Source organism: Marinoscillum sp. (genome assembly GCF_965229915.1).
Taxonomy (GTDB): domain Bacteria; phylum Bacteroidota; class Bacteroidia; order Cytophagales; family Cyclobacteriaceae; genus Marinoscillum.
On the sequence record NZ_CBDDJZ010000001.1, the window covers coordinates 1,110,297 to 1,131,122 of the forward strand.

A 20,826-nucleotide genomic window follows, 5' to 3' on the forward strand; every position below is an offset into this window, starting at 1 on the left:
ATCTGCTAGACGTGTTATTCTAAACTAAGTTTACACAATACTAGGAAAACGAACGCTTTTAACATTTATTAAAACGCACGCATTCTTAAAACATTGAACCATCAGAAACTAAAACCGATTGCTGTTTTGAACAAAAAGAAAATTCTAAACGATCCGGTCTATGGATTTATCAACATTCCCAATGATTTAGTTTTTGATATCATCGAGCACCCCTACTTTCAGCGTTTGCGGCGAATCAAGCAGCTAGGCCTCACCGATCTGGTTTACCCTGGTGCTCATCATACCCGATTTCATCATGCCATTGGTGCCACATATCTCATGCAAAAGACGCTGGACACACTGAGAAGCAAAGGTGTGATGATCTTTGATGCAGAATACGAAGCTGCGCTGGTAGCCATACTACTGCACGATGTTGGTCACGGACCGTTTTCACACACGCTCGAGTTTTCATTGTTCAAAGGTGTGCATCACGAGCAAATTTCCCTATGGATCTTTGACCGACTTAATAAAGAGTTTGGAGGCCGGTTGGAACTGGCCAAGCAAATTTTTACTGGCACTTACCATCGAAAGTTTCTACACCAACTGGTTTCCAGTCAGCTGGATGTAGACCGTCTGGACTACTTGAAACGTGACAGTTTTTTCACAGGAGTGTATGAGGGAACCATTGGTGCAGAGCGTATCATCAAAATGCTCAATGTGGTAGACGACCAACTGGTGGTAGAAGAAAAGGGTATTTACTCCATCGAGAATTTTGTAAGCGCACGGAGGCTAATGTATTGGCAGGTGTACCTACACAAAACGTCCGTAGCGGCAGAAGCTATGCTCATTTCTCTAATTAAAAGAGCTAAAAAGCTCACTCAGTCTGGCAAAAGCATTCCAGCCACACCTGCTCTTAGCATTTTCATGGAGCGGGACATCACCAAACAGGAATTTCTGGATGATCCAGACTTGCTGGGTATTTTCACCATGCTGGATGATACGGACATCTGGGGCTCTATCAAAATGTGGCAGTCTCATGAAGATCCGGTATTGAGTGACCTGAGTCATGGGTTACTTACCAGAAAGCTATTCGGTATCCAACTGTCCAATGATAAGTTTTCTTCTGACATCATTGACACTGTCCAGCAAGCTATTATTGACAAAGGTTACACATCATCAGAGGCTAAGTATTTCATACAGAAAGACTCGATCAGTAATGCGGCCTACATCGCCAAAGGCGGGAGTATCAATATCCTAATGAAAAGTGGTCAGATTATTGATGTAGCTAAGGCTACTGATTTACCCAATATCAAAGCCATGAGCAAGATTGTGAAGAAACACTACCTCTGCTTTCCGAAAAACCTACAGCTACCTAAAGGCCTATTCGACGTTCAGCAGGGATGAGAGAATTCAAACTGACCATAAGTGAAATAGCGAAGCTACTCTCTGGAAAGGTGACGGGAGATGGTGATGAGCACATCTATACAATCAGTGAAATCCAGCAGGCTAAAAGGGGAAGCATCACATTTCTTTCCAACCCAAAATACCGCAAGTATTTAACATCCACTGAGGCTTCAGCAATCCTTGTGGATGAAAGTTTTCAGAAAACCTCCTTCCCTAACGGGCTGACGAGGATCGAAGTTGACAATGCTTACCTGGCCTTCACTGCTTTACTTGAAACATTTCAAAAACTGACGTGCACAGTAAAGACTGGAATAGAGCAACCCAGCTTTCAAGCTGCATCAGCATCATTCGGAAAAGATACCTACCTGGGAGCCTTCAGCTATTTGGGTGAGCAGGTAAAAATAGGCGATCACGTCAAGATCTATCCTCACAGCTATATAGGTGATGGGACCATAATTGGCGACCACTCGATCATTTACCCAGGAGTCAAAGTCTATCCAAAAACAATCATCGGTAAATCCTGCACCATTCAAGCCGGAGCAATAATTGGGTCACATGGATTTGGGTTTGCGCCGAGACAAGATGGATCCTACACCAACATCCCTCAAATTGGGAATGTGGAGTTGGGAGATCATGTGGATGTGGGTGCCAACACCACCATTGATTGTGCCACTGTGGGGACTACCAAAATCATGGATGGAGTCAAAATCGACAATCTCGTGCAGATCGCTCACAATGTAGCAATAGGTAAGCACACGGTAATCGCCTCTCAGACGGGCATTTCGGGATCGGCAAGAGTAGGCAAGCATGTGATGATAGGTGGACAGGTAGGTACTGTTGGACATATTGAAATTGCCGATTACACCAAAGTTGGTGCCCGATCCGGCATCACCAAAGATACCCGGTCAGACCAGATTCTTTTTGGCGTTCCGGCTATTGATCGTCAGGAATATTTGAAAGCGTACGCAGTTTACAGGAAGTTGCCAGAGCTTCTGAAGAAGATTGACGAACTTGAGGGAAAAATTCTAAATTTGATGTCCGGCAAATGATTCCGGTTGATTACACAGCATGAAATTCTATCAGCAAACCATCAAAGAATCTGTCAGTCTATCTGGAATCGGACTTCATTCCGGCGAGGAATCCACCATTACATTCGTACCCGCCCGGCCGAACCATGGCATCAAATTCCAGCGCGTAGACCTACCGGATCAGCCGATCATACCTGCTGATGTAGATCTGGTGGTAGAGGTCAATAGAGGTACTACCCTGGAAAAAGATGGTGCACAGGTACAAACCATCGAACATGTGTTGGCCACCATGGTCGGTATGGAGATTGATAACATTCTCATTCAGCTAGATAATGCCGAAACTCCAATCATGGACGGTAGTGCCAATGATTTTGTGGAGGCCATTCAGTCTGTAGGCATCAAAGAGCAAAATGCTCAACGCAACTTCTTCGAGATACCGGAAAGCATATTCTATCAGGACAAGGAACTGGACGTGGAGATTGCGGCTTTACCACTTGACGATTATCGGATTACCGTCATGGTGGATTACAACTCCAAGGTACTGGGTAGCCAACATGCATCACTTAATACACTCTCGGACTTCTGCAAGCAAATTGCCAAGAGCCGTACATTTTGCTTTTTGCATGAGCTGGAAGAGCTTCACCAGCATGGGTTGATCAAAGGTGGAGACCTGTCCAATGCCATTGTAGTAGTTGATAAAAAAGTAAAAGCTACTGATATTGAATACCTCTCCAAGCTGCTAGGTAAGTCCAAAGTGGAAAACTACGAGCCAGGCATTCTGAACAATGAAAAACTTCATTACCCTAATGAACCCGCTCGACACAAGCTTATGGACGTTTTGGGAGATCTGGCACTTGTGGGGCGGCCGATCAAAGCACAAATACTAGCGGCAAGACCGGGACACAGCACCAACGTAGCTTTTGCCAGAAAGCTAAAAAAGATCATGGCTGAGGAGAGTCACGTTAACATCCCTCAGTATGACCCTAAGGTACCGGCCGTGCTGGACATTAACAAAATATCCAAAATCCTACCTCATCGATATCCTTTCTTGCTGATTGACAAAATCTTTCATCTGGATGATCAACAGGTAGCAGGGATTAAAAATGTGACCATGAACGAGCCCTTCTTTTCAGGTCATTTCCCAGGCAATCCAGTAATGCCAGGAGTGCTACAGGTGGAGGCCATGGCTCAGATAGGTGGTATACTGGTGCTTAACACTGTCCCCGACCCAGAAAACTACTGGACCTACTTTCTGGGAATCGAAAACTTCAAATTCCGCAAAATGGTGGTTCCTGGGGATACCCTGGTCATGAAACTGGAACTGATGCAGCCCATACGGCGAGGCTTTGCCAAAATGAAAGGTGCAGCTTATGTGGGTAACAACCTGGTGTGTGAAGGAATCATGACCGCCAGCATCGTTAGAAAAGATCTATGAGTCAGGACTTAGCTTACATCCATCCGGGAGCCAAGATTGGTCATTCCGTGCGTATTGAGCCGTTTACTTACATCGCTGATCAGGTCGTAATTGGAGATCATTGTCAAATAGGACCTAATGTAACCATCAAATCAGGTACTACCATTGGCAATAACTGTCAGGTTTACCCCGGGGCGGTCATTGGGGGTGAACCGCAGGATCTAAAGTTCCAGGGAGAAGAATCGACCATTACGATCGGCAATGACGTGATCATCAGAGAATGTGTAACGATCAATCGAGGAACAGCACTAGATCGTGGAAATACACAAATTGGGAATCAGGTGGTACTCATGGCTTACACACACATTGCTCACGATTGTGTGATTGGTGATCATGCAATATTGGCAAATAGCGTGCAGATGGCCGGGCACGTCCATATTGGAGAATATGCCTTTATTGGAGGCACTACAGCTGTTCATCAGTTTGTAAAGATTGGTGGTCACTCGATGATATCGGGTGGTTCGCTTGTAAGAAAAGATGTACCTCCATATGTAACCGCGGCAAGAGACCCACTTTCTTATATGGGTGTAAATTCCATAGGTTTGCGCAGACGAGGGTATTCCAATGAGAAAATCAATGAATTGCAGGATATCTATCGCATCTTTTACGTCTCAGGATTGAATAATTCGGATGCATTGGAAAAAATAAAAACAGAGCTCAAACCAACCCTGGAACGAGATCAAATCATACGGTTTATAGAAGACTCTAGCCGTGGGCTTATGCGTGGTGGTCAAGATTAGTTATGGACATTGAATTAAGCAACATAGGAAAGAAGTTCAATCGCAATTGGATTTTTAGAAAAATCGATTTTCAGATCTACTCAGGAGACATGGTCTCTATCACAGGTCATAATGGCTCAGGTAAGTCCACACTGTTGCAAATTATCAGTGGGTTTATCACTCCGTCAGAAGGTAACGTCCACTACGCTGAGGATGGGGAAGACCTCCAGACGCAATTTGGTTTTGTGGCACCTTACCAAAACGTGATTGACGAATTTACGCTTCTAGAGCATTTAGAATTCCATTCACGATTCAAACAGCCTCTCATGAATTATGAAGAAATGATAGAACTTGCTGGTCTGGAAGGAAGTGAAAATAAACTCGTACAGGAGTTTTCCTCTGGTATGAAGCAGCGGTTGCGACTGTCATTGGCATTTTTCTATGAAGCAAACACCATCTTTCTGGACGAACCCACTTCCAATCTTGACAAAAGTGGTGAAGCGTGGTATCAGAAGCTCATCCTAGCTAACAAGGGTGAAAGGACGCTAATAGTCGCCTCCAATCAGGAATTTGAGATCCAGGAAGCGAAAAAGAACCTTTTCGTCGAAAATTTCAAATAGTAGGACACTATTTGGAATGGGTTAAGCGTTGTTTTTTTGGTTTACACGAAAAAAATAGTGTTACACAAAATAATCATAGGTTAAATCCTTTAAATCCTATACTTTTGAATAGGTTGCATTGAGTGCAACAGAAAAATTATTATCACACAATCGAATTATGAGAAGATTCACACAACTACTAACTGCCTTAGTATTTTGCTCTTTAGTAATCTTTATTTCTTGTAAGAAAAAGAATAAGGAAGAAGATCCAGATCCACGTGATGAAGTAGCAGCAGCTCTACTGTCTGCAACATGGGTCCCTTCAGAAGTTACCTTTGATGGCTCCAACCGTACCGAATGGGAAGGTTTCAGCATTGGGTTCTCTTACAACAATGATACAGATCAGGGAGGTTACTCAGTATCTGGAGTACCAACGGAAGAAGGCGCAGAAGCAACGGACGTTTGGGGAGAGAATGTAACCTGGACGTTTGATGGTGAAGATGAGAGTGCAAACACCGGAACGATCGTAAGAAGTGATGGAGTGTCCATGACCGCAACGCTCGATAATCCTGACACACCTACTCAACTTAGATTGGAGTTTAGTGTAGAAGATCCAGGTGCACGAGTTGCTGGATTCTACGGCACATGGGTATTTGTGTTAGTACCACAGTAATAGATTTAGCACAATATTTATAACTTTGAGGAACGGCCCAGCCGTTCCTTTTTTTATGCACTACCAGGACAAATACTTCGATCAGGACAAGAATACGATCTTAAGAGCAGCACAAGGGTTCGTAGAACCTCAGCTACTTAAAAGGTGGGTTGAAGTGGCTTATAAGACTTATATGTTGCTGGAAAACCCGATGGGCCTGGAAGATGCATTTATCAAAAAACTAAAGAGTATCAAGGAATATGACTACTCTTTCCTGCAGGAACTATACGCTATCCTATCGGCCATCTATCGGTTCGAGCGTGGCAACAATCAACTGGAAATAATCTGGGATGGTCGCTCACACTATGAAGTGTATGCTGAAAACTGGTCTGAGACCTTTGATGAGTGGGTGAAGCATTTTTGTACCAAGCCTGAAGTGTACCGCTCTATCTTAAAGGCTTGTATCCTACGACAAGGCATGAATAACAAGTTCTTGTATTATGCGATTCGCCGTGTCATTCTGAGTCATTTTGATCTCAAAATCTCAAGAAATAAAATGTTGAAAACAGCTTAACATTCGCTAAGCTGCTTTCCTAATTTTTACTCAGCTCCACTCAGCAATGCCTGGAGTAGACTCTCATCTTTTACATCTCCATTGGATCGATTGATCATTCCACCCGTATCCCAATAAAACGGTATCATGCCATTATCCAAAGCTGTTTTGACCACATACTGATTGAAGTAATCAACGGATGCAGCGTGTAGTTCTGGTTCAGCTACTCCACTACGCTTGTAGGCGCCAAACTCTCCCAAGACGATTGGGTACCCTCTGTTGACCAGCTGTGTACTAGCAGCACCAAAAAGTCGCTCCATATCGGCTTCTTCACCCCAGGTCGCATTTCTTTCTGGCTCCACCTCTGAGTGATAGTCACTACCCCAGTAGTAGAATACATTGCCCCAGTCCGCGTCTTGTTCCATCAAGGTAAACTGGTAAGGAGTGTAATAGTGCAACTCAGCCATCAATCGGTCTTCCACTTCATCTGTAGGGTACTGTACCAATAAATCTTCAGTCTTCTCAATATCGGTAGATGGCCCCTGAAAAATCAGTATCCGGTAGCTGTTTCTTCCACCTGTAGATCTCACCGCATCAATAAATGTCTGGTGATAGGACATTAACACTGACATCTGAGAAGCATTTTCGGCATGTGGTTCGTTGGCACTTGCAAAAATGAGCCGTTCATCGTAATCACGTAAATGAGTAGCGATCTGCTGCCAGTATGCTTTCTGCTTGGCATTCACTTCTTCTTGCTTGGCGCTGCTCACATTGTTCTCTAACCAGCCACCATCCCAGTGAATGTTTAAGATCACATACAGGTCATTATCAAAGCAGTATTGAACTACCGTCTTCACTCTATTGAGCCAAGTGTCACTGATTTTAGCCTTGGTATCTGCGTATTGATCAAATGAACAAGGCAGTCTCACTGCACTAAACCCCTTTTCCTTTAGTGTCCCAACAAATGTCTCATTGATCTGCGGGTTGCCCCAGGCAGTTTCACCACCAATAGCTTCCAGAGTGTTACCAATGTTGATACCCAGCGTCATTTTAGCAGCCAACTCTACCGCTGTGCTCTCCATGCCTGAGGGATCTGGGTCTTGAGGCGAAGTGTTGTAATCAGGGTAGTACTCACCGATTTGTGTGGCTGGAATTTCCTCTGCAGGTACATATTCTCCGGTGATGCTGATCACCGCTTCACGTTCTAGGCCAGACCTGTTTTCGTCGGCAGTTATGCTTACATCTGTTACCCCTGCACTTCCAGACTCTTTGTCAAAATGAATCCAGGAAGCATCGGAAGAAATCTGCCACTCAGGCGCATCTGTAGTCACTGAAATGGTATTGGTACTGCCTCCCTTTTTAAAGCTTAGTTCCACAAAATTGGCACTCAGGGAATAAAGATATTCTGATGGTTCCTGCGTAACACCTATTTTGACTGGATCAGCTGAACCAGCAATGACGGTGAGTTCTCCACTTCGCTCCTCTGGAGTTTTAGTGGAAACGGTAATTACTATTTCAGTGGACTCTGAATTGCCACTTGTGGGAGAAATAACCACCCAATCCATCGGGTTTTGTATTCTCCATTCATCTGCATCTGTTTGGAGTAGAATGGTGACTTCTCCACCTTCACTGGGCAAACTGACCTGATCACGACTCAACACCAGTTGATTGACGCTCTCTTCCTCACATGAAGTCAGGCTTAAAAGACAAAGTATAACTAGGGTCAGGAATTGCAAAGGCCTTTTCTTTTTGGGTTGCGTATCTTGTTTATTCATCGCTGATTACTTTTTCATTTCAATCCCACAAGTCTAGCCGGATCGTTTTTTCACAAGTTTGCAAAAACCAGAATCATTTTGCACAACCTGTCTTTCCGTAAAATATGAGATGTGTGTTTTTAAAGAATGGAAAGATATAGCGGTCATTTTCGAGTTCCAAACAACCGAACATTACCACCTCAGACTTCATACATTCTTTACCCCAATATCGGTTCGATAGTTGGAAGGCCTTACTACATACAATTGAAGCAGGTATGGTATGTAATGCACTATCTTTTGATCTCAAACGAGCCAAGACCTTCATCGGCCACTTCTGCTACCTCCTGTTTGTCAACTCTTGCAAACTCGGGGCCTTGTTTGGACCAGGTAATCAACTCTTTGGTCTTGCTGCCTTCGGCATGAATGGTTACTGATCCATCAGCTTCATTCTTCACCCAGCCAGTCAAGCCCAGATCCTCGGCGACAGTTTTGGTGGATGCTCTGTAAAAGACCCCTTGTACTTTACCAAAAACCCTAATCTTAACAGCCATTTATTATTTCTTTAAAATCACTGATGCGCTGGAGGTACCCAATCGATCCGCTCCTGCACGTACTAACGCCTCCGCTTGCTCAGGGGTTTTGATTCCTCCTGATGCTTTGATACCTACATTGGATGGTAATACTTCTCTTAGCAATCGGATATGATCTGCTGTCACCGATCCATTTGGCGCAAAGCCAGTGGAAGTCTTGACAAAATCCACACCAGCATCAGCACACAGTTTAGCTGCTTTGATGACTTCAACATCTGAGAGATAGCCTACTTCAATGATTACTTTCAACAATGCCTCATGCTCATGAGCAAGGCTGGACATTTTAGCAAACTCAATTTTAGGCCAGGACATGCCGTCTTTAAAAGCGGAAATATTCATCACCAGGTCCAACTCATTGGCTCCATCGCGCAGTGCGAGTCGGGCATCCTCCAGCTTAGTCTCTGTCATCTGATAACCCAATGGAAAACCAATTACAGTCACTAAAGCCAAATCAGAATGGGTCAGTTCTCTGGCGGCACGCTTTACCCAGAAAGGTGGAAGACAAACGCCATAAACCCCAAGATCCCTGGCTTCCTGGATTAGCAGATCCACATCTTTCCCTGTAATCGTTGGAGACAGGTTGGTTGATTCAATGAGTCGGGCTAGATTCATCTATTGTTTCTAATGCCAGAGACCACACTCCTTACAAAACTTTTTCTTACCGTTAGGTCGCTTCTTAGGAGGCTTTTTATGACCAAAATAAAGTGGGTTAGTGTACTGAGGCTTGTCGGCTTCTTTTGCTGCCTTGGCTTTCTGCTTCTGCACTTCAGCCATCCGCTTTCGAAAGTCCGCTACTTCCTCGGCATGGGTCTTGATTTCGGTTTTTTTCTTCTTTTTAAATAGCCCCCATAGGAAGCCTTTCTTTTCTTTTTTGAATGCCTGGTACTTGGGAGCTGGAGGTTTAGGACTAGTAACATCCCGGGTCGACTGGGCCTCTCCCATCAGCACAAAGCCAAATACCATCAGCACTATCAATCCGTATTTCATCTGCATAACATACTATTTTACACCTAAACCTACAAACGCAGGAAACCCTAATTATTATAGGGTTCCGCGTAATTCTTGCTCACGCTCGATGGCTTCAAACAATGCTTTGAAATTGCCCTTACCAAATGACTTGGCACCTTTTCGCTGGATGATCTCAAAGAAAAGCGTAGGTCTTGGCTCTATTGGTTTTGTGAAAATCTGTAATAAATATCCTTCATCATCTCTATCAACCAAGATTCCCAGATCCCGCAATGGTTCCAGATCTTCGTCGATTTCTCCCACTCTATCCAATAACTCTTCGTAGTAAGTACCTGGAACTCTTAAGAAGTCAATACCTCTGTTTCGCAGTTCTGTCACCGTTTCAATAATGTTATCAGTAGCTACCGCGATGTGTTGTACTCCTGCACCTTCATAGAAATCTAAATACTCTTCTATTTGAGACTTCTTTTTTCCCTCAGCTGGCTCATTGATAGGAAACTTGATTCTTCCATTCCCATTGCTCATCACCTTACTCATCAAAGCGGTGTATTCTGTGGAGATATCTTTATCGTCAAAGGAAACCAGTTGAGTGAATCCCATCACATCAGCGTAGAAATTTACCCAGGTTTTCATCTCTCCCCAGCCTACATTGCCTACCATATGGTCTACATATTTAAGGCCAACGTTGTTGGGGTGGTAAGATGTTTTTAGCTCTTTAAAACCTGGCAGGAAGACTCCTTTGTAATTCTTTCGTTCGATGAACAGGTGTATGGTTTCTCCGTAAGTGTAGATTCCAGCCTTTACTATTTCTCCGTGTTCATCTTGTTCGACCACCGGTTCCATGAAGGATTTTGCACCTCTCTTGATTGTCTCGTCATAGGACAAACGAGCATCATCTACCCAAAGCGCTACTACCTTCACTCCATCTCCATGCTTATCGATATGCTGACCGATAGCAGTTCCAGATTTTAACGGTGAGGTCAATACCAATCTGATTTTGTCTTGAACCAAAACATATGATTCACGATCTTTCAGACCTGTTTCTAATCCAGCATAAGCCAGATCTTGAAATCCAAAAGCTGTCTTGTAAAAGTGGGCAGCTTGTTTGCTGTTGCCTACATACAGTTCTATAAAGTCCGTACCATTTATTGGCAAAAAATCAACATTTTCAGGGGCAAGTTGATCTTGGGTTAATGTTTTTTCCATATCCAATACTTTTTTTACGAATTTACAGGGATTCAATGGGCTAACAAAAGAAGGGCAACATAGGTTTATACCAAGTTCTCAAGAAGCCCGTTAAATTTGTACTGTTTAGTTGGCTAATAGATATTCATGAAGCAATTCTTTTTCATTTCGATCTACCTGATTTCCATAACCCTTTTCGCACAGAATCCAGCAGATGGGTACCTATCCAAAAAGATTGATGAATCAGTTGATCTAATGACGATCGGAGAATATGAGAAGGCCAACGAAGGCTTTACCTATGTACTTAAAAACATCACAGCGGTACCAACGGATTTGGCCTATTACTTCGGGAAGAACAGTTATTACCTCAAGAAATATAAACAAAGCATCAACTGGCTCAATAAGTACATTCAGCTAAAGGGTACTCAGGGTCGCTTTTATGAAGATGCGGTAGAAACCCTCAACCTGGCCGAAGATGCCTACATCGATCAAGCCCGATCTACCAGTCAAACAATGCTGGAAGACATGGCAAGTGGCACCTTTGACTGTGGTGGGATGGACAAGATACTGTGTCCCGTGTGTAAAGGTGAAGGTGTGGTATTTAAAAAAGGGCCTTTTGAGACCCTTTATCAAACATGTCCTTACTCTGAAGGCAAGCCATACATCACCTGCGAAGAGTACAACCTCTTCATGAGAGGTGAGTTGGAGCCAAAGATTAAAAACTAGTTACCAGCCTAGCACATAGGCAAATATCAATGGAGCCACAATGGTCGCATCTGACTCAACAATGTACTTCGGCGTATCAGCATCCAGTTTACCCCAGGTAATCTTTTCGTTGGGCACAGCACCACTGTAAGAACCATAGCTTGTGGTAGAGTCAGAAATCTGGCAAAAGTAACTCCAGAACGGCACATCTTCTTTCTCTAAATCCTGATAGAGCATCGGCACTACACAGATCGGGAAGTCACCGGCGATTCCTCCGCCTATCTGGAAGAATCCAATCCCCTCTGATCCAGCTTCTTTCAGATACCAGTCAGCAAGAAATGTCATGTACTCGATACCTGACTTCATGGTACTAGGCTTCAGTTCGCCTTTGATACAGTAAGAGGCGAAAATATTGCCCATAGTAGAATCTTCCCAGCCAGGGACCACCATCGGCAAGTTTTTATCCTTAGCAGCCAACATCCAGCTGTTTTTCGGATCAATCTCATAATACTGCTCCAGCACCCCTGAGTCTAAAAGTTTGTACATAAACTCATGTGGAAAATACCGTTCACCATTTTCCTCAGCATCTTTCCAGATTTTGAAAATGTGTTCCTGAAGCCTTCTAAACGCCTCCTCCTCTGGAATGCAAGTATCCGTAACCCGGTTCAACCCCTGATCCAATAGCTCACGCTCCTGCTCAGGTGTCAAATCACGATAATTAGGAATTCGTTTATAGTGGGTATGAGCTACCAGATTCATCAAATCCTCCTCCAGGTTCGCTCCAGTACAGGATATGATCTGAACTTTGTCATTTCGAATCATTTCAGCAAGGGAGATCCCCAGTTCACCAGTACTCATGGCTCCTGCTAGAGATATTAGCATTTTCTTTCCACTTGCCAGATGTGCTTGATATCCCTTGGCAGCATCTACCAACGCGGCTGAGTTGAAGTGAAGAAAGTGTTTCTCTATAAATGAGGTAATTGGTTTATCTGACATAACGAATAGTTTTAAACGTAAAAGTAACCCCTAAGCACTACCAGTCAAAATTGAAATACACTCCCTAAATAAAAAAGTCAGCTTCGCAATGAAACTGACTTTTTCGTACCAATCAAGATGAACTTGTTTATTGTTTCATGCTTTGTATCGTGTACTTTAAGTTCCCATTGTATGGGTCCTTGGAAACCTGGAAGTTCTCTCCATCTCGGGTTAACTGAATGGTGCTAAGGTTATCATCTTCTGGTAAAAACAGGTCGGCATCAGCTGTATTTCCAGTGCTAAAGACCTGCAAGTTGATATTTTTCCAGTCGATCTCTTTAGTAGTTTGAGCCAGTTTGACATGCGGAATAACAGCACCATCACGAACCAACACTACTACTGGTACTTTACCTGTAGGTATCAAATGCCAACCAGTAGTGTAGGTCTTACCTGTTTGGTAATCAATCCAATTCCCAGGAGGCAGATAGACGTTTCGTTCGGTTCCGTTTTCGAATAGTGGAGCCACCAACAGGTCTTCTCCAAATAAATACTGGTCATCCACTAACCAGCTGCCCGGATCATCAGGAAACTCCACAAACAAAGCCCTTACCATCGGCAATCCATTTTCAGAGCTGTGCTTAGCCTGACTGTAGATGTATGGCATCAGCTGGTAACGCATGTTATCTGCAAGGCGGAAAGCATCCATGAAGTCCTTGCCGTACTCCCACGGTTCGGTTGGTGGCTCACCATGACTTCTCACATGCGAGCTCAGCATCCCAAATGGAGTCCATCTTCTGTAGAGATCCTCTGGTGCTTTAGTCACAAACCCTCCTACATCATGCGACCAGAATGTAAATCCAGACAATCCGAACGAGAGTCCACCACGCAGCGTGGCTGACATAGCAGAATTGCTGGTAGCTGCATCTCCACCCCAATGAACCGGGTATCTTTGAGAACCTGCCCAGGCACTCCGAGCCCAGATAAATCCGTGACCGGTCTTCTCACGGGTAATGTCTGCAATCGCCTTGTTATATCTAAGTGGGAAAAGGTTGTGTTCGTAAAAGCCTGTTTTACCAGAGTGATAAATGCCATTGGCAGGAGCTGCCTCCCCGAAATCCACTTTGATCACGGCAACACCCTGATCCAGCAATCCACCGATTTTGTCCTGATACCACTTAACAGTAGCAGGGTTGGAGAAATCCACCACGGCATCTTCATAAGGCAAGTTGCCTTTGGCATCCCTTACCACCAGGTCTTTTTCTACCAACTCATCAAAGAGGGTGTTTTTTGGTGTGAAGTATGGCAACTGCCAGAGACATATTTCAAATCCCTGCTTCTCGAATTCTGCAAGCATTTTGGGAGGATTGGGAAAACGATCAGAAGGAAACTGATAATCATTTCGCCAATCGACACCAAACCACCCAGTATCAAAATGAATAACATCAGAAGGTATCTTATGCTTGCGAAGGTTGGATGCCACTTTCATCCCATCCTCTTCAGAGAAGTAGGTAATTCGGCTCATCCAAAACCCAAAGGACCAAAGAGGTGGCATTGGAGACTTTCCAGTCAGATCAGTGTATTCATCCAGGATATCTTTGGGTTGACCCAAAAACACGAATAGATCCAACTCATCGTCACCAATCATCATGCTGTTTACCCCACTGAAGTATTTGCCAAAATCCACAGTAATGGGACTAGAATGGTGCATGAATACTCCATACCCACGATTGCTCATGTAGAACGGAATAGGCTTATACATGGTCTCATTCTGTACTCCATTGGCATCATCCGTCCAAAGAACTACCTTTTGTCCACGTTTATTAAACTCAGTGAATGACTCTCCACATCCAAAAATCTTCTCACCAGGAGAGAGGGATAGTACAGCGTCCATACTTCTGGAATAGTCAGAAGCTCTCCTGACATATCCAAATGGCGTCACAGGCGTGTAGGTATTGCTCACATCTGACTTGTGTATGGTCTGGGTAAGCAACTTACCAGATGCATCATACACATATACATGCCATGGTTTTTCTGAGATTACTACTTTACCAAATGCACTGGTGTAAGTATGACCCTGGCTGGTTTTCGTATATTTCCAACTGTTATCTTCCGGAGCTACACCATCTACTAGCATCAGGGACTTCTCATCACTTCTCAGTTGTGGTCCGGAGGTCAGTTTTAACCTAAAGGTACGCGGACTGGTAAACGATATGCTGAAAGGATGCTCTGGACTAGCTGCATATTCAGTAGAAGGAAATTCATTGGCTTCCACTGGCACCAGACGCAACAGCATGTTGTCAAAAGCCTGACGAGTGGCATAGTTGTGTCGAATAAACTTTACTGCTCCCTGACCCGTATTTGGGTCGAAAGAAGCTAACTCCTCCGCCAGGTAATAGGTATTCCGAAGATCTTCAAAGTCTTCACTTACATCAGGTGCTTCATTCAGGATGCCTGAATTCTGCAATTGCCCAAAAGTAAGCAGTGGCAACAAAGTCATTAACAGGCCTAAATATTTCGTCTTCATTAGCTTATTTGTCTATTATCAATTTGATTCTATTATCAATTCATCTCCAATCAATCCATCTGAACTTGCTTTAATGGTGATCTTTCCACTTTGCTGATTGCTTTGAATGATCGCCAGGGCCAAACCGTGAAAGGCTTCTCGCTTCGATGCTGTAAAGGACTCATGACTAACAGGGTTGCCATTGTCAACACCTACTAGCTTACCTTCACCTACCACTTCAAAAGCTACCCGACTGGAAGCATTGGGCACCAAAACTCCCTGATCATCAAGCACTTTCACTGTAATAAAAGAAAGATCTTTACCGTTGGCATCAATTTGTTGACGATCAGCTATCAGCTCAATTTTAGCAGGCTCTCCTGCTGTTTGTATCGTTTTGGTAGCTACTTCTTCTCCATTCTTTCTGGATACCACCCGGATTTCGCCGGGCTCATAAGTTAGCCTCCACATGACGTGATAGTCTTGTTCACCTTTTGATTTTATTCCTTTTGATTCGCCATTTAGAAAAAGCTCTACTTCGTCTGCATGATTGTAGTAAGCCCATATATCTATCGATTGACCGGGTGTCCAGTTCCAGTGAGGAAATACGTGAAGTACCGTGTCCTCGGTCCACTCACTTTTGTACATGTAATAAGTATCTTTAGGAAATCCGGCTAAATCCACGATACCGAAATAAGAACTTCTGGAAGGCCATGTGTATGGAGTAGGTTCACCAAGGTAGTCAAATCCTGTCCAGATGTACATTCCACTGATGAAATCATTATTCTTCACAATCCTCCATGTGTCTTCCTGAGTGGAGCCCCACGGTGTACGGGCATTGTCATAGGCAGAGACTGTATTCCCAGGATTCCCGCCATCGAATGGCTTATCCCAGCGCTCGGGCCAGATGCGAATGCTGTCCGATGGCATGTCATAATAACCACGAGTGGCCAATGAAGAGTTGGTCTCTGTAGCAATAAATGGTATACCTGGATGGTCTTCTGGTACCTTCTCGAAAGAGTCATGATGGTAATTATAACCCAATAGGTCCAATCCCCCATTTTTGATCAATGAGTTATCAGGACTAATGTCGTTATTGGCTGTTACTATTGGGCGAGAATCATCCAGCTGGCGAACGATCGCTGAAAGTTCTCTAGCAATGCGACCCCCTGTGGAATCTTCATGATTGTACTGCTCCATGATTTCATTGCCTATACTCCAGACAATGATACTCGGGTGATTACGATCCCTCAGGATAAAATCCGTCAAATCTTTTTCGTGCCACTCCTCCCAGTACAATGAGTAATCATAGTCCACTTTACTGATTGACCACATATCAAACATCTCATCCATCACCAGTAAACCCATTTCGTCACACAGATCGAGCAATTCTGGTGCTGGCGGATTATGAGATGTACGGATGGAATTTACCCCCATCCCCTGCATGATCTCTAGCTGACGCTGTGCAGCTCGTTTATTAAATGCTGCTCCCAATGCACCTAAATCGTGATGTAAGCAAACGCCTTTTATCTTCACAGATTTACCATTGAGAAAAAAGCCCTGGTCTACATCAAAATGAAACGTTCGGAAGCCAAAGCGGGTCTCCATGGCATCTATAAGGTTTCCATCCTGCAGCACATTCGTCCTCAGCGTGTAGAGGTTTGGTTGACCAATGGACCACAACTCTGGATTCTCCACATTGATTTTGGCGGTTACTGTTTGAGCCATCCCAGTAGCCATAGAAAGCTCCTGAATGCTTTTGTTCAATTTTTGTCCGTTTGGTCCGATCACTTCATTGATCACCTGAAGTTCGGCTGCTAGTTGGGAGTCATTGTTTAGATCTATTTCGATATCCACAATGCCCGTCTGATTTTCTACATCAGGCTTCACATATATGCCTGATTTCGGAATGTAAACAGCATTGGTCTGAACCAGCCTCACTTCTCTGTAAATTCCAGATCCGGAGTACCATCTTGAGTTTGGCTGTGGAGTATTGGCCACTTTGACCATTAGTTCATTAGCTCCATCTCTATCGATATAAGGTGTGATATCGTATTCGAAAGAGATGTATCCATTTGGTCGTGTGCCTACAGAATCACCATTTACCCAGATGGTACTATTCTGATATACACCATCAAATTGGAGGAAATACTTAGCCATGGATGGGTCGATCTTAAGACTTCTCTGATACCATCCGATACCACCAGGCAATGCGCCTCCACCAACTCCAGCTGGATGACTTTCTGAAAACTCACCTTCGATGCTCCAATCATGTGGTAGAGCTACTGATCTCCAAACGGTATCTGGTTCTAGTCTAAATTCCCAACCTTGCTGCAATACTTCAACGGTTCTCGATGATCGAGGAGAGGTGCATCCAAAAAAAGTAGCTATGAAAAGAAGCAGTGGGATGTAACGGATAGAATGTTTGATCACAAATAAAAAGTTTAGAACTCAAATTCAATTGCAATAACGACCCACCAGTAATACTATTAACTCAGAATAATTCTTCAGATGAGTTGAAGATAGGCAATTGGAACCGTTTAAGGAAATAAAAAGGATAAAACACAGCCACCCGACTAATTACTGCGGGTGGCTGAAATGAAGAGACTGATTATTGTTTGATCAAATGCACGCAAGCAGACTCTGCTTTTGATTCATTTTGATTTCCAATCCAGATACCATCCTGGTCAGGCACTGATAGCTTCTTAACAGAAGTACCTGAAACTGAGAACCAGTGATCACCAATATTGAAGGTAACAGCTTCACCAAACGTGATGACTCCAGCATCTACTGTGTAGGTAGTGGTCACATCACCCACGGTGACTGATCCATCATCGCCAAATGTGAACTCCATAGCATGAGCAGCATCCAATTGTGCCTGGCTAATTCCTAGCCAATCTGCTGCAAGCATCGCTGCAGCATCAGCCCAACCATTGAGTGGAACTGCAGGAATGATAGTTCCTTGATTGCCTGTACCAGTCCAACCAATCCAATCAAATGGCGCATCTGCATAGACCCACGTACCTTCTAGGTCAGCTGCAGTAAATTCAGTATCTACTGGCTCAGCATAAGTGAACTCTTCTGCCTCTGGATAATCATAACCTACCACTATGAAGTTGTACACGTTGGTCCACTCAGACACAATTTGATTCCCTTCTTCATCGAAACCTTCGTAGCTTCTTTTGATACCAATCTGCATGGCAGAATCCGTCAGCGTGAAAATTCTTACCAATCCAAGATTTTCGTCAGTGAACTGTGGCTCGTACAATCTACCCGTATCAATAGGTAAAATCACGCCAGTAAGCGTAAGCTTCCAGGTCTCATCGTTAAAGCTGAATGATCCTTCTGATTCTTCACCAAACACATCCGTAGCAGTTACTTTTTGGTTAGTTCCATCAAAGGTGATTGTCCCATAGTTAGCAGCTGGCATGATCCAGGTATTGTTTTCATAGTCAGGTGACCAGTTGAAAAATCCAGTCATCTCATTACCTTGCAGGTCATATGGAAGATCTTCAGGTAGAACATCCCATGCCCAGTATGGCTGTCTGCCAATTTCCTCATTCTCAAATCCGCTGAAGAACATAGGGCCAACAAAATACTTGGTCTCAGCATCTGCATTTATATCCAATCTCCAGGTTTTGGTCTTATTAGCACCTCCACTCAAAGACTTCCAAAGCCCCTCATCCAAGAAGGACAAATCATCCTGCTCGATGGTAACTGTAAAAGGATCTGACGACAAAATTTCACCGCTTCCAAGACTACTGCAGGTAAATGTGTAATCGCCCTGGTTTGGAAGATTTACAGTTACTTTTTTGTCTGCAAAATTGTAGTCTACATCATTGACTGTGACCCAAACGTTACCATTAATGGTCGTTGTAAAATTCACATCGTTTCCGTCCACTTGATATTCAAAATTCTCATCTAGTACTGGTAAGAATTCATTGGTATCATCTTCTTTTTTAGGCTCATCTGTCTCACATGATGCCAGAAACATCAGTGGAATTGCTGTTAGTAACAGCACACATAGTTTAAGAGTTGATTGTTTCATAATTGATTGATATTTAGTCGTGTTTGTTTATTTAGTTGATTAGAATTTGAATGTTTACCATCCTTGATTTTGCTCTAATACGCCCTCAGATAGTGTTATTTGGTTATATGGAATTTGAAAGAGTCCTCTTGTAGCTTTCAGATTAGCTCCATCAATTGTTTTTGGTTCTTCCACCCCTCCGTTGAGGACTGTCCCTGAAAAAGAAACAGCGTTTGCTGCATAGTCTAAGGAGGCATCATATCGAAGCAAATCCCAGTATCGATGACCCTCAAAGGCCAATTCGAGTCTTCGTTCTTCAAAAATGATGTCTTTGTCAATAGCTGGTAGTGGATCAAGCCCAGCTCTAGTATGTACAGCATTGACGTAATCCAGTGCGTTGGCACTACCTAGCTCAGCAGCCATTAACAGCACATCAGCATATCTGATACTGAAGTAATCCTGAAACTGACTGATCATAAAGCTCGCTCCTCCCAGGACATCCTGAGCAATGCTTTCTCCATCTGCATTAGCAGTAGGTGTATACTTCTTGGTATAATACCCCGTGTACTCCTTGGCATCATTTACCTGACCAAAATCGATGTTCTCTTCGTCTATAGCCATGATGGATGCCTCTTTTCGCTCGTCGTTTGAGTCCCAGTTTGCATACACAGAAGGTGGTACTGTACAAGCGCCCCAGCCATTGCCATAGCCAAGTGGTCCCCACGCCTGGCTTCTGAGACCATTCATGACCATCCAATGGTTGCCATCCGCATTGCCATTCCAGTCACTAGTGTAGGTGTACTTTATCCCAAAAACGATCTCCTGGTGATTTTCACCGGCATAGGTACTGTTGGAGATCGAATCTCCGCGCTGTGCGGCCATGTAAGTAGCCGCTGCAGGCCATAAGTCCGAATAGGTCGGCAGCAAATCAAATCCACCATTCGCGATCAGGTCCTCAAGATGTCCAAGCGCATCAGCTCCAGACACCTCACCTACGAGATCAGAAGCACCGTAGTAGCCCGTGTAGTATAGATAAACTCGTGCCAGAAGTGCTTGTGCTGCCCATTTGTTGGCATGGCCATACTCCGCAGCTGGTATGCTGGCATAAGGTCTACTATCGCCATTTTCTATGGCAAACAGCAAGTCTTCAGCAATCTGTGCGTAGGTGTCATCTGGATCAGCCTGAGGAAGGTTTTCCCTACTCGGTTCTGTCAGCAGAGGAACACGCTCAAACATTCTCACCATATCGAAGTAGCAATAAGCCCGAATAAAACGTGCTTCTGATTCGATGATCGCTGCTCTTTCAGGATGTTCTGTCACCCAGTCATATTCCTCCATACTCAGAAGGAGTGTATTGACTCTGAAAATGGTCCGGTAATATGCCGACCAGTTTGGTTCAAACATATTGAGATCACCAGGTGAACGTGTTTTGTCAAACTCATCCATCATTGGGTAATTGTCACCATCAGCTGCACCAGTCCCGCCAAATGCCATATCGGCCATCACCGTACTGGCCACAGGGAATGAAATGCCCGATTCCCATACCCGCTGTAGTCCATCATAGCAACCGACCAGTGCGGTTTCAGCCTGCTCCAATGTAGAGTAATAGTTACCCGATGTTATAGTAGTAATTTGTTCGGTCTCCAAGTAGTCCTCACAACTGATAGCTACCAGGGCCATGAGAATAATCGATGCTCTTATTAACTTATTCATGAT

Annotated in this window: 18 protein-coding genes; 8 read left to right on the plus strand and 10 right to left on the minus strand. The window is 44.0% G+C overall.

Features of this window, described 5'->3' with window-relative positions; translation table 11 throughout:
• Positions 1 to 126: 126 nt before the first annotated feature.
• The 7 genes from ACO067_RS04865 (at position 127) to ACO067_RS04895 (ending at position 6,429) form a co-directional block, all read left to right on the plus strand.
• Entirely contained in the window at positions 127 to 1,383 is a 1,257-nt protein-coding gene (locus ACO067_RS04865) for an HD domain-containing protein (protein ID WP_421871388.1), read from the plus strand.
• Complete coding sequence (lpxD, locus tag ACO067_RS04870; protein ID WP_421871390.1) at positions 1,380 to 2,432, plus strand: UDP-3-O-(3-hydroxymyristoyl)glucosamine N-acyltransferase; 1,053 nt, start codon at positions 1,380 to 1,382, stop codon at positions 2,430 to 2,432. Before ACO067_RS04865 ends, lpxD begins: the two co-directional genes overlap by 4 nt.
• 19 nt (positions 2,433 to 2,451) lie before the next feature.
• Positions 2,452 to 3,846, plus strand: coding sequence for a bifunctional UDP-3-O-[3-hydroxymyristoyl] N-acetylglucosamine deacetylase/3-hydroxyacyl-ACP dehydratase (locus tag ACO067_RS04875; protein ID WP_421871392.1), 1,395 nt, complete (start codon positions 2,452 to 2,454; stop codon positions 3,844 to 3,846).
• Positions 3,843 to 4,625, plus strand: coding sequence for an acyl-ACP--UDP-N-acetylglucosamine O-acyltransferase (gene lpxA, locus ACO067_RS04880; RefSeq protein ID WP_421871395.1), 783 nt, complete (start codon positions 3,843 to 3,845; stop codon positions 4,623 to 4,625). The genes ACO067_RS04875 and lpxA overlap by 4 nt, the downstream gene beginning before the upstream one ends.
• 2 nt (positions 4,626 to 4,627) lie before the next feature.
• A complete protein-coding gene (locus tag ACO067_RS04885; protein WP_421871397.1) occupies positions 4,628 to 5,224 on the plus strand; it encodes an ABC transporter ATP-binding protein in 597 nt (198 codons plus the stop codon).
• 157 nt (positions 5,225 to 5,381) lie between these two features.
• Complete coding sequence (locus ACO067_RS04890; RefSeq protein WP_421871399.1) at positions 5,382 to 5,876, plus strand: hypothetical protein; 495 nt, start codon at positions 5,382 to 5,384, stop codon at positions 5,874 to 5,876.
• Between the two features lie 55 nt (positions 5,877 to 5,931).
• On the plus strand, positions 5,932 to 6,429 hold the full coding sequence (locus ACO067_RS04895) for a hypothetical protein (RefSeq protein ID WP_421871401.1): 498 nt from the start codon (positions 5,932 to 5,934) through the stop codon (positions 6,427 to 6,429).
• Between the two features lie 26 nt (positions 6,430 to 6,455).
• On the opposite strand, the gene ACO067_RS04900 is transcribed toward ACO067_RS04895, so the two are convergent.
• From ACO067_RS04900 to hppD, 5 genes are all read right to left on the minus strand, one after another.
• Positions 6,456 to 8,183 carry a cellulase family glycosylhydrolase gene (locus ACO067_RS04900; protein WP_421871403.1) on the minus strand — a complete coding sequence of 576 codons (1,728 nt, stop codon included), beginning with the start codon at positions 8,181 to 8,183 and terminating at the stop codon, positions 6,456 to 6,458.
• 269 nt (positions 8,184 to 8,452) lie between these two features.
• A complete protein-coding gene (locus tag ACO067_RS04905) occupies positions 8,453 to 8,713 on the minus strand; it encodes an acylphosphatase (protein WP_421871405.1) in 261 nt (86 codons plus the stop codon).
• A gap of 3 nt (positions 8,714 to 8,716) precedes the next feature.
• The gene (deoC, locus tag ACO067_RS04910; RefSeq protein ID WP_421871407.1) at positions 8,717 to 9,364 is read right to left on the minus strand and encodes a deoxyribose-phosphate aldolase; all 648 of its coding nucleotides are present in this window, start codon (positions 9,362 to 9,364) and stop codon (positions 8,717 to 8,719) included.
• 9 nt (positions 9,365 to 9,373) lie between these two features.
• Complete coding sequence (locus ACO067_RS04915) at positions 9,374 to 9,745, minus strand: hypothetical protein (RefSeq protein ID WP_421871408.1); 372 nt, start codon at positions 9,743 to 9,745, stop codon at positions 9,374 to 9,376.
• Positions 9,746 to 9,793: 48 nt separating this feature from the next.
• On the minus strand, positions 9,794 to 10,924 hold the full coding sequence (gene hppD / locus ACO067_RS04920; RefSeq protein WP_421871410.1) for a 4-hydroxyphenylpyruvate dioxygenase: 1,131 nt from the start codon (positions 10,922 to 10,924) through the stop codon (positions 9,794 to 9,796).
• 126 nt (positions 10,925 to 11,050) lie between these two features.
• Here hppD and ACO067_RS04925 point away from each other — a divergent pair, with 126 nt between their 5' ends.
• Complete coding sequence (locus ACO067_RS04925; RefSeq protein WP_421871413.1) at positions 11,051 to 11,629, plus strand: hypothetical protein; 579 nt, start codon at positions 11,051 to 11,053, stop codon at positions 11,627 to 11,629.
• Here the strand turns inward: ACO067_RS04925 and ACO067_RS04930 are convergent, their stop codons facing one another.
• The 5 genes from ACO067_RS04930 to ACO067_RS04950 all read right to left on the minus strand — a co-directional run bounded on the left by ACO067_RS04930 (position 11,630) and on the right by ACO067_RS04950 (position 20,823).
• Entirely contained in the window at positions 11,630 to 12,604 is a 975-nt protein-coding gene (locus ACO067_RS04930) for a deoxyhypusine synthase family protein (RefSeq protein ID WP_421871415.1), read from the minus strand. It lies immediately after the preceding gene.
• Positions 12,605 to 12,731: 127 nt separating this feature from the next.
• Positions 12,732 to 15,107 (minus strand): TIM-barrel domain-containing protein, encoded by a 2,376-nt coding sequence (locus ACO067_RS04935; protein ID WP_421871417.1) that lies wholly within the window; start codon positions 15,105 to 15,107, stop codon positions 12,732 to 12,734.
• Positions 15,108 to 15,125: 18 nt separating this feature from the next.
• Positions 15,126 to 17,516, minus strand: coding sequence for a glycoside hydrolase family 2 TIM barrel-domain containing protein (locus tag ACO067_RS04940; RefSeq protein WP_421871419.1), 2,391 nt, complete (start codon positions 17,514 to 17,516; stop codon positions 15,126 to 15,128).
• A 178-nt stretch (positions 17,517 to 17,694) separates the two neighbouring features.
• Complete coding sequence (locus ACO067_RS04945) at positions 17,695 to 19,131, minus strand: hypothetical protein (RefSeq protein ID WP_421871421.1); 1,437 nt, start codon at positions 19,129 to 19,131, stop codon at positions 17,695 to 17,697.
• 54 nt (positions 19,132 to 19,185) lie between these two features.
• A complete protein-coding gene (locus ACO067_RS04950) occupies positions 19,186 to 20,823 on the minus strand; it encodes a RagB/SusD family nutrient uptake outer membrane protein (RefSeq protein WP_421871423.1) in 1,638 nt (545 codons plus the stop codon).
• Between the last annotated feature and the right edge of the window lie 3 nt (positions 20,824 to 20,826).